This is a genomic window from Janibacter sp. YB324, from assembly GCF_014217915.1.
Lineage (GTDB): Bacteria > Actinomycetota > Actinomycetes > Actinomycetales > Dermatophilaceae > Janibacter > Janibacter indicus.
In genome coordinates this window covers 2,630,736-2,643,554 of sequence record NZ_CP060120.1, presented here as the reverse complement: position 1 = coordinate 2,643,554, position 12,819 = coordinate 2,630,736, and the positions used below count along the sequence as shown (strand labels likewise).

The window sequence follows — 12,819 nt, the reverse complement described above, 5'->3', positions numbered from 1 at the left end:
CGGGCAACAACCGCGGGCGTCTACTGTTGCCCCGTGCGCCTTGGTGTCATCGATGTCGGTTCCAACACCGTCCACCTCCTCGTCGTCGACGCCCATCACGGTGCGGCGCCGATCCCTGCGACCTCCCACAAGATCCTGCTGCGGCTGTCCGAGCACGTCGACGACGACGGCTGCATCGACGACGCCGGCGCGGCCGACCTGTCGCGCTTCGTCGCCGAGTGCCTCGAGGTCGCCGAGGACCACGGGGTCGAGGAGATCCTGCCCTTCGCCACGAGCGCGGTGCGCGAGGCGCCCAACGGCGACGAGGTCCTTGCCCGGGTGCGGGCCGACACCGGGGTCGACCTGCGGGTGCTCAGCGGTGAGGACGAGGCGCGGCTGACCTTCCTCGCCGCCCGTCGGTGGGCCGGCTGGTCCGCGGGCCGGCTGCTCGTCGTCGACATCGGCGGCGGCTCCCTCGAGCTGACCCTCGGCGACGACGAGGACCCCGACATCGCCAAGTCGCTCCTCCTCGGCGCCGGCCGGGTGACCCGCGACCTGCTGCCGGGCAATCCCCCTTCGGCCCAGGAGATCAAGGCGGCCCGCCGCGCGGTCCGCGCCACCCTGGCCAAGGAGATCCGGCCCTACGCCAAGGCGAGCTCGCCCGACACGGTGCTCGGCACGAGCAAGACGATGCGCTCCCTGGCCCGCATCGCGGGCGCCGCGCCGAGCGCCGACGGGCCCTACGTCGACCGGCGACTGCGCCTGGAGGACGTCACCGCGACGATCGCCCGGATCTCGACGATGACCGCGCACGAGCGCGTCGAGCTCCCGGGGGTCTCCGCGTCGCGGGCCCACCAGCTGCTCGCCGGCGGCATCGTCGCCGAGGCGGCGATGGACCTGCTCGGGGTCCGCGAGCTGACGATCTGCCCGTGGGCGCTGCGCGAGGGCGTGCTGCTGCGCTACCTCGACCTGATGAGCTGAGCGCGCTCCCGATCCCGCCGCCGACGCGGGTCTACGCTCGAGGCATGGCCTCTCCCCACCCGCACATCCCGGTCGGCCTGTCCACCGCCTCGGTCTACCCGGAGGGCGCGGCCGCGGCCTTCGAGATGGCGGCCGAGCTGGGCTACGACGGCGTCGAGGTCATGGTCTGGGCGGACCCGATCTCGCAGAGCGCCGGCGCGCTGCGGGCCCTCGCCGACCACCACGGCCTCGACATCGTCTCGATCCACGCGCCGACCCTGCTGCTCACCCAGCGGGTCCTGAGCGCCGACCCCTGGGGCAAGATCGACGGCTCGATCGAGCTGGCGCAGCAGGTCGGGGCGCCGACCGTCGTGCTCCACCCGCCCTTCCGCTGGCAGCAGGCCTACGCCCGGGGCTTCGCCGACGGCGTCGCCGAGCGCGAGCACGAGTCCGGCATCACCCTGGCGGTCGAGAACATGTTCCCCTGGGCCGCGCGGGGCCGCCAGGTGCAGGCCTACCTGCCCCACTGGGACCCGGTGCCCCAGCCCTACGACCACGTGACGATCGACCTGTCGCACACCGCGACCGCCCGCAGCGACGCGATGCAGATGGTCCTCGACCTCGGCGACCGGCTCTCGCACATCCATCTGGCCGACGGCATGCTCACGACGCTCAAGGACGACCACCTCGTCCCGGGCCGCGGCACCCAGCCCTGCGCCGAGGTGCTCCAGCACCTGACGACGAGCGGGTTCTCCGGGGCCGTCGTGCTCGAGGTCGGCACCCGGCGCCGCCCGCAGGAGCGCGAGGCGGACCTGCGCGAGTCGCTCGACTTCGCCCCGCCGGCACCTCGGGCAGCTCGCCGACGAGCCGAGCGCCACCGCCACCGAATCGGCGTCGTGATGTCGGCCCACGGCCGTCGGCGCGACGCGCGGGCACCCTTCGACGGGGCGCACGCGATCGAGATCGACGGGCTGCGGGTGACGCGGGGCGGACGCCTCGTGCTGCCCGGCCTCGATCTGCGGGTGCCGAAGGGAGAGGTCGTCGGGCTCCTCGGGCCGAGCGGCGGCGGCAAGTCCACCGTCATGCGGGCGGTCGTCGGGGTGCAGCGGGTCGACGCGGGTCGGGTCGAGGTCCTCGGACGCCCGGCGGGCCACCCCGAGCTGCGGCACCGGGTCGGCTACGTCACCCAGGCACCGAGCGTCTACGGCGACCTCACCGTGGCGGACAACGTCACCCACTTCGCCCGGCTCCTCGGCGTGCGGGACCCGCGCACCGCGGCCCGCGAGGCGCTGACGCGCGTCGACCTGACGAGCCATGCCGCTGCACGCACCGATGCCCTCTCGGGCGGGCAGCGCAGCCGGGTCAGCCTCGCGGCTGCCCTCGTCGGCTCTCCCCGAGCTGCTCGTCCTCGACGAGCCGACCGTCGGGCTCGACCCCGTCCTGCGGCGCGACCTGTGGGACCTCTTCCGTGGGCTCGCCGACGACGGCGTGACGCTCCTCGTCTCCAGCCACGTCATGGACGAGGCCTCGCGCTGCGACCGACTCGTCCTGCTGCGCGACGGGGAGGTCCTCGCCGACGACACACCTGCGGGGCTCCTCGAGCGCACCGGCGCCGCCGATGCCGAGGGTGCCTTCCTCGCGCTCGTGGACGAGGTGGCGGCATGAGCCCGCGGCTGACCCTCGTCACCGTCGCCCGGGTGCTGCGGCAGCTCACCCGCGACCACCGAACGCTTGGTCTCCTGCTCGTCGTGCCGGTCGTCCTCATGTGCCTGCTCGCGTGGATCTACGCCGACGGTGTGCTCTTCGAGCGGGTCGGGCCGGTGCTGCTCACGGTCTTCCCCTTCGTCGTCATGTTCGTCGTGACGAGCGTCGCGACGCTGCGCGAGCGCACGAGCGGCACCCTCGAGCGGCTGCTCACCACGCCCCTGGGCAAGGCCGACCTCGTCCTCGGCTACGCGCTCGCCTTCGGTCTGCTCGCCGTCGTCCAGGGGGCGGTCGTCACGGCCGTCTCGGTGTGGCTCCTCGGGCTCGACACCGCCGCGACGTCGGCCTGGCTCGTGCTCGTCGTCGTCGCGAGCGGGGTCCTCGGGACCTCGCTCGGGCTGCTCGCGTCGGCCTTTGCCGCCACCGAGTTCCAGGCCGTCCAGCTCATGCCGGCCACGGTGCTGCCGCAGTTCCTCCTCTGCGGGCTGCTCGTGCCGCGCGACCAGCTGCCGCGCGCGCTCGAGCTCGTCTCCGACGTGCTGCCGCTGTCCTACGTCGTCGACGCGGCGACCTCGGTCGCGCGGGCGCCCGACCCGGGCGGTGACCTCGTCACCCCGCTGCTCGTCATCGCCGGCTGGATCGTCGTGGCCCTCGCCCTGGGGAGCCTCACCCTGCGCCGCCGGACCGGGTGACCGCGGGACCGTAGGCTGACGGGCGTGAGACGACTGCTCTTCATCGCCAATGCCTCAGCGGGCAGCTCCGACCGGAAGGCCCAGGCGGCCGCGCTGGCCGTGCTGCGCGAGGGCGGCGACGTCGAGGTCGTCGAGACCGAGTCGATCGACGATCTCACCGAGGCGATCGCCGCGCGTGACGGCCGCGAGGTCGTCGTCGCCGGGGGAGACGGGTCGCTGCACGCCTTCGTCACCGCGCTGTGCCGCACCGGCGACCTCGGCGAGGACCCGCCGACCGTCGGCCTGCTGCCGATGGGCACGGGCAACGACTTCGCCCGGGCGACGGGCCTGCCCAAGGACCCCGCCGAGGCGGCGCGCATCGTCCTGGCCAGCCCGGTGCGCCCGGTCGACGTGCTCATCGACGACGACGACAACCTCGTGGCCAATGCCGTGCACATCGGCGTGGGCGAGGAGGCCGGCCGCATCGCCGCCCCCTGGAAGGAGCGTCTGGGCAAGGTGCACCTCGGGATCCTCAGCTATGCGATCGGGGGCATCGCCGCGGGCTTCGGTCAGCAGGGTCGCCACCTCGAGGTGGTCGTCGACGACGAGGTCATCGCCGACGGCAGTCGTCGCGTCCTGCAGGTCGCCGCGACCATCGGGACGAGTGTCGGCGGCGGCAGCATGATCGCCCCCGACGCAGCACCCGGCGACGGCCGTGCCGAGGTCGTCGTCTCCTTCGCCGTCGCTCCCCGTCGCCGCCTCCGCTACGCGCTGCACCTGAGCCGCGGGACGCACACCGAGCTCGACGACGTCGTGACCCGCCGGGCCCGCACCGTCACCGTCCGCGGGGTCAACCACGCCTTCGCCGCCAATGCCGACGGCGAGGAGCTCGACCCCGTCAGGGAGCGCACCTGGCGGGTCGTGCCCGAGGCCTACCGTCTGCACACCCCCGAGGAGACGACGTGAGCATCCTCAACCCCGACCACCTGCGCACCCGGCTGCTCGACGCCCTCGTGACCTCGCAGGCGCGCGGGCGCACCGAGCGCTCCCGCATCGTGCAGGCCGCCCGGCATCGCTTTGTCGCCGGCGAGGGCGTCGACGACGCGGTCGCCACGGCGGCCTGGCTGCGGCGGACCAACCGCTTGGCCGCGCTCCACCCGCTCCTGCCCGCCGCGACCGATGCCGCGGCCATCGAGGCGACGATCACCGAGGCGACGACGGCCATCGAGAGGATCGCGCCCGTCACCGCGGGCGGCGACTACCACTCCGAGCTCTACCTAGCCCCCGAGCACCTCGGGCTGGGCCAGGACCCGGCCCGCGCCGAAGAAGCCCTGCGCCGGGTGTGCACGGTCGGCGACGACCACCGGGTCGACATCACCCTGCGCTCTGGCCCCGACCACTCGATGGACGCCCTGCTCGACCTCGTCCAGCGGGTGCGGCTGGAGCACCCCCGCCTCACGACCTCGCTCGTCGCCCGCCGCCACCGCTCCGAGGCCGATGCGGCGATGCTCGCCGCGACCGGCGCCCGGGTGCGCCTCGTGCGCGGCGGCACCGGCGAGCCGCAGGCGTCGAGCTGGCAGGACCCGCACGAGGTCGACCTCGCCTTCGCCCGCTGCCTCGCGACCCTGCTCGGCAGCGGGGTCCATACCGTCGTCGCCACCCACGAGCCGGTGCTCCTCGACCTGGCCGACGGCCTCGCCGACCAGTCCGGTCGTGGTCCCGAAGGCCTGGAGTACCAGTTCTTCCTCGGCGCCGACCCCGACCTGCAGCTGCGCACCGCCGACGCCGGCCACCGGGTGCGCATCCTCGTGCCCTACGGTCCGATGTGGCTCGAGCACCTGCACGACCTGGCCCGCCGCCCCTCCGGGGTCCGACGCCTCGTCGAGACCGTCACCGGCCGCGGCTGACCGCACCACCGACCCAGGAGGACCCAGATGACCACCGCGATCTACGGAGTCGGCGCCATGGGCGGCGCCATCCTCGACGGTCTCACCGCGCACGGCGACGGCGAGGTCCTCGCCGTCGCGCGCACCCCCGAGCGCGCCACCGAGCTGCGCGAGCGCTACGCCGACCGGCCCGCGGTCGGGGTCGTCGACGCCTCCACGGCCGCGGCCCGCGCCGACGTCCACCTCGTCGTCGTCAAGCCCTACGCGGTGGCGGACCTGCTCGCGCAGGTGCGCGGCTCTCTTCGCCCCGGCTCGGTCGTCGTCTCCCTCGCGCTCGGCGTCTCCCTCGCCGACCTGGCCGCCGCGCTGCCCGACGGCGTCGCCGCGGTCCGCGGGATGCCCAACACCCCGGCCCGCGTCGGCCAGGGGATGACCGTGCTCAGCCCCGCCGCCGACGTCACCGACGAGCAGCTGCAGCTCGTGCGCGACGTGCTCGCGCCGACCGGGGCCACCCTCGTCCTTCCCGAGACGCAGCAGGGCGCGGCCACGGCCCTGTCCGGGTCGGCGCCCGCCTACTTCTACCTCGTCGTCGAGGCGATGGTCGACGCGGCGTCGCGCAGGGGCTGACCCGCGCCGACGCCCTCGCCCTCGCCGGGCAGGCCGCACGTGGCGCGGGCGCGATGCTCGTCGAGACCGGCGAGGAGGCGGCGCTGCTGCGCGCCCAGGTCACCTCGCCGGGGGGCTCGACCGCCGCGGCGCTCGCCCGCCTCGAGGCCCACGGGCTGCGGCACGCCCTCGCCGACGCCGTCTCGGCCTGCGCCGACCGAGCGGGCTGATGGCCGCCGACTGGTCGGTGCGCCGCCTGACCGCCGAGGACTGGCAGCGCTACCGCGCCTTGCGGCTGGCGATGCTCCTCGACGAGCCGGCGGCCTACGGCAGCAGCTTCGCCCGGGAGGTCTCCTACGACGAGCAGAGGTGGCGCTCGCTCCTCGAGCAGGCGGTCTTCCTCGCCGAGGGCGGCGACGGCCTCCCGCTCGGCGCCGCGACGATGCTGCGACTCGACCCGGCCGACGTCCCCGAGATCGTCGCGATGTGGGTCGCCGGCCACGCCCGTGGTCGGGGGCTCGCCGACGCCCTCGTCGACGCCGCCGTGACCGAGGCGGCGGCCGGGGGCGCGACGGAGGTGCGACTGCACGTCATGCTCGACAACCCGCGAGCACTCGGCTTCTACGAGCGGGCCGGGTTCGCCTTCGACGGGGCACACGGCGACGCCCGGGGGTGCGACCGGATGAGTCGCGAGATCCGCGCTGTGACAGGCGAAGAGGTGAATTCTCGATGACCCGGGGGAGCATTCCGCGGCCCGGGATGAGAGACTCACGCCATGAGTGAGATCACCGTGCGCGCACTGACCGAGGACGAGTGGGAGACCTACCGCACCCTTCGGCTGGAAGCCCTGCGCGAATCTCCCGACGCCTTCGTCGCCGACCACGACACCGAGGCCGCCGAGCCCGAGGACTTCTGGCGCGCCCGCATGGCCCGCAGCGTCCGCCTCGTCGCCGAGGCCGAGGGCGCGCACGTCGGTGTCGTCAGCATCGGCAGCGTCAGCGAGGACAAGGGCGAGACCGCCGGCCAGCTCTTCGGCCTGTGGGTCAACCCCCAGTGGCGTGGCCGCAGCGTCGCCGCCAACCTCGTGCGCCAGGGCGCTCGCATCGCCGAGGACAAGGGCCTGAGCCAGCTCTACTACTGGGTCGGCTCCGACAACGGCCGCGCCGTCGCCTTCGCCTCCAGCTTCGGCTTCCGCCCCACCGACGACCGCCGCCCGATGCGCGTCTCGGGTGGCGACGGCGCTCCCGAGGAGGAGATCGCGCTCGTCCTGGCCCTCGGCGAGGACCGCGGCTGACCGCGACCCCACGACCACCGGCGCCCCTCCTCCCTTCGACCGAAGGGAGGAGGGGCGCCGCCGTGAGGCGGGCCGGGTTACGGCCGCGCGGCCATCCGCTCGATGAGCGCGGTCGGCCCGCTGACGATGATCAGGTCGCCGCTGCGCACCTTGGTCTCGGGGCGGGCATAGGTGAAGTCCTGGCCGGGTGACTTCACGCCGACGACGGTCACGCCGTACTTGCTGCGGATCGACGACTGCTCGAGGGTGAAGCCGATCGCCTCCTGCGGCGGGGTCATCTTGACGATCGCGAAGCCGTCGTCGAACTCGATGTAGTCCATGAGCCGGCTGCCGATGAGGTGCGCCAGCCGCTTGCCGGACTCGATCTCGGGGGAGAGGACGTGGTGCACGCCGATCCGGTTGAGGATGCGGGCGTGCTCGGGGCTGACCGCCTTGGCCCAGACCTTGGGTGCCTCGCCGTCGATGAGGTTGACCGCCGCGAGGACGCTCGCCTCGATCGACGAGCCGATCGCGAGCACGCTCGCCGAGAAGGCGTGCGGCTTGATCTCCTCGATCGTCGTGACGGCAGTGGCGTCGCCCTGGACGATGCGCCCGACCCGGCCGAGATAGCTCTCCGCCAGACGGGGGTCGAGCTCGAGGGCCGTGACGCGGTTGCCGAGCCGGTGCAGCTCGGTCGCGACGGCCCCGCCGAAGCGGCCGAGGCCGATGACGAGGACGTCCTCGTTGTGCAGACGCATGCGGGGCACGGTCTCTCCGATCGTCGGGGGGTCAGTGATCACCGACCCTAGCCGGGGTAGCGTCCTGCTCATGAGCACACAGGCGTGCGCCATCTGGGGCGAGGACTTCACGAAGTACGACTTCGGGCCGGGTCACCCCATGGCACCGGTGCGGCTGGACCTGACCGCACGACTCTGCCGCGAGCTCGGCGTCTTCGACGACGTCGAGCTCGTCGACGTGGACATCGCGCCCGACGAGGTGCTCACCACGGTCCACGACCGCGCCTACGTCGACGCCGTCAAGGCGATGTCCGCCGACCCCTCCGCCGCCGACGGCACCTGGGGCATCGGCACCGACGACGTGCCCGCCTTTGCCGGGATCCACGAGTCGAGCGCCCGCATCGTCGCCGGATCGGTCGAGGCCGCCCGGCGGGTGTGGACCGGCGAGGCCGAGCACGCCGTCAACTTCACCGGTGGCATGCACCACGCGATGCGCGATCGTGCCGCCGGCTTCTGCATCTACAACGACATCGCCGCCGCGATCCGGTGGCTGCTCGACCAGGGCGTCGAGCGGGTCGCCTACGTCGACGTCGACGTCCACCACGGCGACGGCGTGCAGGCGATCTTCTACGACGACCCGCGCGTGCTCACCGTCTCGCTCCACGAGTCCGGCCGCACCCTCTTCCCGGGCACCGGCTGGCCCGCTGACACCGGGGGGCCGGGTGCCGAGGGCACGGCCGTCAACATCGCGCTGCCGCCCGGGGTCACCGACGGGCCGTGGCTGCGTGCGCTGGCCTCGGTCGCCGCCCCGGTCGTGCGCGCCTTCGAGCCGCAGGTGCTCGTCACCCAGCACGGCTGCGACACCCACCGCGAGGACCCCCTGGCCCACATGGCCCTGACCGTCGACGCCCAGCGGCAGGCCGCGGTCAACCTCCACCGTCTCGCGCACGAGGTCGCCGACGGGCGGTGGGTCGCCTTCGGCGGGGGTGGCTACGACGTCTGCGGCGCCGTGCCCCGGACGTGGACCCACCTGACCGCGATCGCCGCGCACAAGCCGGTGCCGGCCGCCACCGAGATCCCCTTGGCCTGGCGCGAGCACGTCGAGCTCGTCTCCGGGCAGCTCGGTCCGGAGCGCATGGGTGACCTGCCCGATCGGGAGCTGCCGATCTGGGTGCAGCCCTGGGCGATGGGCTACAACCCCCACAGCGGCGTCGACCGGGCGATCATGGCCGCCCGCGAGGCGGTCTTCCCGCTCCACGGCCTCGACGTCTGGTACGACTGAAATTCCGCGACTTCTCGCCACGCATCGGCGTGTCGGGTGGACGTGCGGGCGATAATCTCCCCCTGCGGCTTCACAGTCGTCACATCTGCCCCTATGGTTGTCGTCTGCGGGGCTCGTAGACGATCCATCCGGCACGGGCCGGTGGTGCGACCCCGCGGAGACCGAGGTGATCATGTCCAACGACCGACTGGGTGAGGTGCGCTTCCTCACCGTGGCCGAGGTTGCCTCGATCATGCGCGTGTCGAAGATGACCGTGTACCGCATGGTCCACAACGGCGACCTGCCGGCAGTGCGCGTCGGTCGCAGCTTCCGCGTCCCGGAGGACGCCGTGCACACCTACCTCGAGAGCTCCTTCATCGAGACCGCCTGAGCGACCGGCACCCGCCCCCGGCGCGAGGCGCTCGTGGGAGCGGATAGACTCTGTCGTCTGACTCGTAGTTCGGTGGGCCCTGCCTCGGCAGGATCGGCATCGCTCGAGCCGCCCCCGACAAGCACCGACCACGACACCAGAAGGACATCCGCATGGGTTCTGTCATCAAGAAGCGTCGCAAGCGCATGGCGAAGAAGAAGCACCGCAAGCTGCTGCGCAAGACGCGCCACCAGCGTCGCAACAAGAAGTGACCCGCACGAAGGGGGTCGGTCCGGATCATCCGGACCGACCCCCTTCGTCGTGCTCACGGTGACCGCCGTCTCGCCCGGCGGGGCCCCGCGGGCGGCAGCGCGTGGCTAGGCTGCAGACCAGGTCGTGACCACCCGCGGCCGACGTCCACAGGAAGGCCTCCCGGTGCCCCAGACGGTCCTCGTCGCAGGAGTCTCCCGCCACCTCGGCGGAGCCTTTGCGCGTCGCCTGAGCCGAGACGAGTCCATCGACCGGATCATCGGCGTCGACGTGGTGCCGCCGCGGCACGGCATCGGGCGTGCGGAGTTCATGCGGGCCGACATCCGCAGCCCGCTCATCAGCCGGATCATCTCGGGCAACGACGTCGACACGGTCGTCCACATGGGCGTCATCGCCACCCCCCGCGCCGGCGGGGGACGGGCGACCCAGAAGGAAGTCAACGTCATCGGCACGATGCAGCTGCTCGCTGCCTGCCAGCGCGCCGACTCGGTGACCAAGCTCGTCGTCAAGTCCACCGCGGGCGTCTACGGCTCGAGCCCCCGTGATCCGGCGATGTTCACCGAGGACATGTCGGCCAAGCAGATGCCGCGCTCGGGCTGGGCCCGCGACAGCGTCGAGGTCGAGGGCTACGTGCGCGGTCTCTCGCGGCGCCGACCCGACATCGAGATCACCACGCTGCGCTTCGCCAACGTCATCGGGCCGCGCATCCGCACCGCCTTCACCGACCACTTCAGCCTGCCCGTCATCCCGATCCCGCTCGGCTACGATGCCCGGCTGCAGTTCGTCCACGAGGACGACTGCGTCGACGCGATCGCCCGGGCGGTGAGCATCCCGGGTCTGGGCTCGGTCAACGTCGCGGGCGACGGCATCATCACCGCGAGCCAGGCGGCCAACCTCGCCGGACGGCCCTTCGTCCTCGTGCCGCGCGCGACGACCGGTGCCCTCACCGACCTGGCGAAGAAGTTCGGCCTGATCGACATCGGCTCCGACCAGCTCGACTTCATGACCTTCGGTCGTGGTCTGGACACGACCCGGATGCGCGCCGACTTGGGCTTCGAGCCCGCCTACACGACGCGCGCCGCCTACGAGGACTACGCCCGCGCGACGAAGGGGAGGGTGCTGGACCGCCTCCCCTTCGCCCAGCCCGGCTGGTCTGCCGTGCAGGCCGCCGAGGCCGCCATGCGCGCCGTGTCGCCCGCCCCCGAGAGTGAGAAGTGATGGCCGACAGCACCCGCGCCTCCGGCGCGAAGAAGACCGCCGCGAAGAAGACCGCCGCGAAGAAGACCGCCGCGAAGCCGGCGACGCGGAAGTCGACCGCGAAGAAGTCGACCGCGAAGAAGACGACCGCCAAGAAGGCGACGCCGAAGAAGGCGAACCAGAAGGCCGCCGCGCGGACGCCCGCCAAGGTCAGCTCGGTCGCCGCGGCCGCCGACCGTGCCGGGGGAGAGCGGGCCCGCCGCCGCACGACCCCGCTGCTCACCGGTCCGTCGGCCGAGGTCCCCACGACCACGAGCTCGAAGGGCGGATCGCGCACCTCGTCGACGTCCTCCCGCCCGGCCAAGCCCAAGAAGCCGTCGGCCCCGCGCCAGCCGCGCCTCACCGTCGTCCCCGGACCCGACGGAGCGCCCCCCGCGGCGACCCCGACCGCCCGCCGCCGACCGCCGGCCCGGCGCAGCACCTCGACCGCCTCGCGTCCGGCAGCACGCAGCACCGCCGCGGCATCACGTCGGCCGGTCTCGCCGGCGGTGGCTCCGGCCCAGCCGGTCGCGACGCCGGGGACCCCCGACAGCGGCCAGGCGCTCGTGCCGGGTCTGGCCGAGCTGCTCTCCGTGCTGCTGTCGGCCGGGCAGCTGACCTCGCGCACCCTGGGCCAGGCGGCCGGCGCGGCCGCGGGCGAGGACTGGGAGCGGCGCTTCGCCGAGACCCTCCAGTTCCTCCAGCGTCGGGTCAAGGGCGACTACGCCGTCGACGACTTCGGCTTCGACCGCGACTTCACCACGCACACCGTCTTCCCCGTGCTGCGGCTGCTCAAGGACAAGTGGTTCCGCGTCGAGGTGCGGGGCATCGAAAACATCCCGGCCGACAGCGGCGCGCTCCTGGTGTCCAACCACTCGGGCACGGTGGCCATCGACTCGGTCATCACCCAGCTGGCGATCCACGACGCCCACCCGCAGCAGCGCTTCCTGCGCATGCTCGGCGCCGACCTCGTCTTCCAGCTCCCGGTGGTCGGTGACGTCGCACGCAAGACCGGCGCGACCCTGGCCTCCAACGCCGATGCCGAGCGGCTGCTGCGCGGCGGCGAGCTCGTCGGGGTCTGGCCCGAGGGGTTCAAGGGCGTCGGCAAGCCCTTCCGTGAGCGTTACAAGCTGCAGCGCTTCGGCCGTGGCGGCTTCGTGTCGGCGGCGATCCGCTCCGAGGTGCCGATCATCCCGTGCTCGGTCGTCGGCGCCGAGGAGGTCTACCCGATGATCGGCAACATGAAGACCGTGGCCCGGCTGCTCGGGGCTCCCTATGCGCCGATCACGCCCTTCTTCCCTCTGCTCGGCCCGCTCGGGCTCATCCCGCTGCCGAGCAAGTGGATCATCGAGTTCGGCGAGCCGGTCGACACCGCGTCGCTGGGTCCGGCGGCGGCCGAGGACCCGATGCTCGTCTTCGAGCTGACCGACCAGGTGCGCGAGACGATCCAGCAGACGCTGTACTCCGTGCTCGTCACGCGCCGCTCCGTCTTCTTCTAGGAGGCGCTGTGGTCGCCCTTCCCGATGCCCGGGTGGTGATGGTCGGACGCCAAGGCTGTCACCTGTGCGACGAGGCGCGCGCGATCATCGCGCGGGTCGTCGCCGAGACCGGCGACAGCTTCGCCGAGGTCGACATCGATGCCGACCCCGAGCTGGCGCGCTACACCGAGGAGGTGCCGGTCACCTTCGTCGACGGGCGCCAGCACGACTACTGGCGGGTGGACGAAGGGCGGTTGCGCGCGGCGTTGCGGGCGTGAGGGTGCGGGCCGGGGTGGCCGGTGTCCACGGTATGTGGCGACTTTGTGCATTTGTTCACAAGAGCGTAATCTCGAGTCGTTCGGTCGTTCGGCGCCGCTCGCCCCACGAC

14 protein-coding genes and 2 pseudogenes are annotated in these 12,819 nt (G+C 73.0%); 15 read left to right on the top strand and 1 reads right to left on the bottom strand.

Annotated elements, in window-relative coordinates:
* The first annotated feature begins 33 nt into the window (after nt 1-33).
* From H7A72_RS12945 to H7A72_RS12905, 9 genes and pseudogenes are all read left to right on the top strand, one after another.
* Nucleotides 34-960: a Ppx/GppA phosphatase family protein gene (locus H7A72_RS12945; protein ID WP_072625409.1), complete on the top strand. Its 927-nt coding sequence runs from the start codon at nt 34-36 to the stop codon at nt 958-960.
* 44 nt (nt 961-1,004) lie between these two features.
* Nucleotides 1,005-2,276: pseudogene (locus H7A72_RS17220) on the top strand (TIM barrel protein); the annotation flags it as partial.
* The gene (locus H7A72_RS17215) at nt 2,254-2,604 is read left to right on the top strand and encodes an AAA family ATPase (RefSeq protein ID WP_370543578.1); all 351 of its coding nucleotides are present in this window, start codon (nt 2,254-2,256) and stop codon (nt 2,602-2,604) included. The pseudogene H7A72_RS17220 and the gene H7A72_RS17215, both read left to right, overlap by 23 nt.
* Nucleotides 2,601-3,335, top strand: coding sequence for an ABC transporter permease (locus tag H7A72_RS12930; RefSeq protein WP_084452459.1), 735 nt, complete (start codon nt 2,601-2,603; stop codon nt 3,333-3,335). The genes H7A72_RS17215 and H7A72_RS12930 overlap by 4 nt, the downstream gene beginning before the upstream one ends.
* Before the next feature lie 24 nt (nt 3,336-3,359).
* Nucleotides 3,360-4,280 (top strand): diacylglycerol kinase family protein, encoded by a 921-nt coding sequence (locus H7A72_RS12925; RefSeq protein ID WP_185220790.1) that lies wholly within the window; start codon nt 3,360-3,362, stop codon nt 4,278-4,280.
* Nucleotides 4,277-5,221, top strand: coding sequence for a hypothetical protein (locus H7A72_RS12920; RefSeq protein WP_185220789.1), 945 nt, complete (start codon nt 4,277-4,279; stop codon nt 5,219-5,221). Before H7A72_RS12925 ends, H7A72_RS12920 begins: the two co-directional genes overlap by 4 nt.
* A gap of 27 nt (nt 5,222-5,248) precedes the next feature.
* Nucleotides 5,249-6,036 (top strand): annotated as a pseudogene (proC, locus tag H7A72_RS12915) (pyrroline-5-carboxylate reductase).
* Nucleotides 6,036-6,539 (top strand): N-acetyltransferase, encoded by a 504-nt coding sequence (locus tag H7A72_RS12910; protein ID WP_185220788.1) that lies wholly within the window; start codon nt 6,036-6,038, stop codon nt 6,537-6,539. The pseudogene proC and the gene H7A72_RS12910 overlap by 1 nt, the downstream one beginning before the upstream one ends.
* 42 nt (nt 6,540-6,581) lie before the next feature.
* Entirely contained in the window at nt 6,582-7,100 is a 519-nt protein-coding gene (locus H7A72_RS12905; RefSeq protein ID WP_084452452.1) for a GNAT family N-acetyltransferase, read from the top strand.
* 77 nt (nt 7,101-7,177) lie between these two features.
* Here the strand turns inward: H7A72_RS12905 and H7A72_RS12900 are convergent, their stop codons facing one another.
* Nucleotides 7,178-7,837, bottom strand: coding sequence for a TrkA family potassium uptake protein (locus tag H7A72_RS12900; RefSeq protein ID WP_370543538.1), 660 nt, complete (start codon nt 7,835-7,837; stop codon nt 7,178-7,180).
* 70 nt (nt 7,838-7,907) lie between these two features.
* On the opposite strand from H7A72_RS12900, the gene H7A72_RS12895 reads away from it, so the two are divergent.
* The 6 genes from H7A72_RS12895 to H7A72_RS12870 all read left to right on the top strand — a co-directional run bounded on the left by H7A72_RS12895 (nt 7,908) and on the right by H7A72_RS12870 (nt 12,709).
* On the top strand, nt 7,908-9,098 hold the full coding sequence (locus tag H7A72_RS12895; RefSeq protein ID WP_084452450.1) for an acetoin utilization protein AcuC: 1,191 nt from the start codon (nt 7,908-7,910) through the stop codon (nt 9,096-9,098).
* Nucleotides 9,099-9,270: 172 nt separating this feature from the next.
* A complete protein-coding gene (locus tag H7A72_RS12890; protein ID WP_072626317.1) occupies nt 9,271-9,468 on the top strand; it encodes a helix-turn-helix domain-containing protein in 198 nt (65 codons plus the stop codon).
* A gap of 152 nt (nt 9,469-9,620) precedes the next feature.
* Complete coding sequence (locus H7A72_RS12885) at nt 9,621-9,719, top strand: 30S ribosomal protein bS22 (RefSeq protein WP_003792170.1); 99 nt, start codon at nt 9,621-9,623, stop codon at nt 9,717-9,719.
* Nucleotides 9,720-9,882: 163 nt separating this feature from the next.
* Nucleotides 9,883-10,935: an NAD-dependent epimerase/dehydratase family protein gene (locus H7A72_RS12880; protein WP_084452448.1), complete on the top strand. Its 1,053-nt coding sequence runs from the start codon at nt 9,883-9,885 to the stop codon at nt 10,933-10,935.
* Nucleotides 10,935-12,452: a lysophospholipid acyltransferase family protein gene (locus tag H7A72_RS12875; RefSeq protein WP_185220787.1), complete on the top strand. Its 1,518-nt coding sequence runs from the start codon at nt 10,935-10,937 to the stop codon at nt 12,450-12,452. Before H7A72_RS12880 ends, H7A72_RS12875 begins: the two co-directional genes overlap by 1 nt.
* A gap of 38 nt (nt 12,453-12,490) precedes the next feature.
* Entirely contained in the window at nt 12,491-12,709 is a 219-nt protein-coding gene (locus H7A72_RS12870) for a glutaredoxin family protein (RefSeq protein ID WP_084452633.1), read from the top strand.
* The last annotated feature ends 110 nt before the right edge of the window (nt 12,710-12,819 follow it).

Excerpts from the sequence above, each read along its gene's own strand:
- H7A72_RS12890 (WP_072626317.1), top strand. The coding sequence starts at position 9,271 with ATGTCCAACGACCGACTGGGTGAGGTGCGCTTCCTCACCGTGGCCGAG.
- H7A72_RS12870 (WP_084452633.1), top strand. The coding sequence starts at position 12,491 with ATGGTCGGACGCCAAGGCTGTCACCTGTGCGACGAGGCGCGCGCGATC.
- H7A72_RS12910 (WP_185220788.1), top strand. The coding sequence starts at position 6,036 with ATGGCCGCCGACTGGTCGGTGCGCCGCCTGACCGCCGAGGACTGGCAG.
- H7A72_RS12900 (WP_370543538.1), bottom strand. The coding sequence starts at position 7,837 with ATGCGTCTGCACAACGAGGACGTCCTCGTCATCGGCCTCGGCCGCTTC.
- H7A72_RS12930 (WP_084452459.1), top strand. The coding sequence starts at position 2,601 with ATGAGCCCGCGGCTGACCCTCGTCACCGTCGCCCGGGTGCTGCGGCAG.
- H7A72_RS12875 (WP_185220787.1), top strand. The coding sequence starts at position 10,935 with ATGGCCGACAGCACCCGCGCCTCCGGCGCGAAGAAGACCGCCGCGAAG.
- H7A72_RS17215 (WP_370543578.1), top strand. The coding sequence starts at position 2,254 with ATGCCGCTGCACGCACCGATGCCCTCTCGGGCGGGCAGCGCAGCCGGG.
- H7A72_RS12905 (WP_084452452.1), top strand. The coding sequence starts at position 6,582 with ATGAGTGAGATCACCGTGCGCGCACTGACCGAGGACGAGTGGGAGACC.
- H7A72_RS12895 (WP_084452450.1), top strand. The coding sequence starts at position 7,908 with ATGAGCACACAGGCGTGCGCCATCTGGGGCGAGGACTTCACGAAGTAC.
- H7A72_RS12885 (WP_003792170.1), top strand. The coding sequence starts at position 9,621 with ATGGGTTCTGTCATCAAGAAGCGTCGCAAGCGCATGGCGAAGAAGAAG.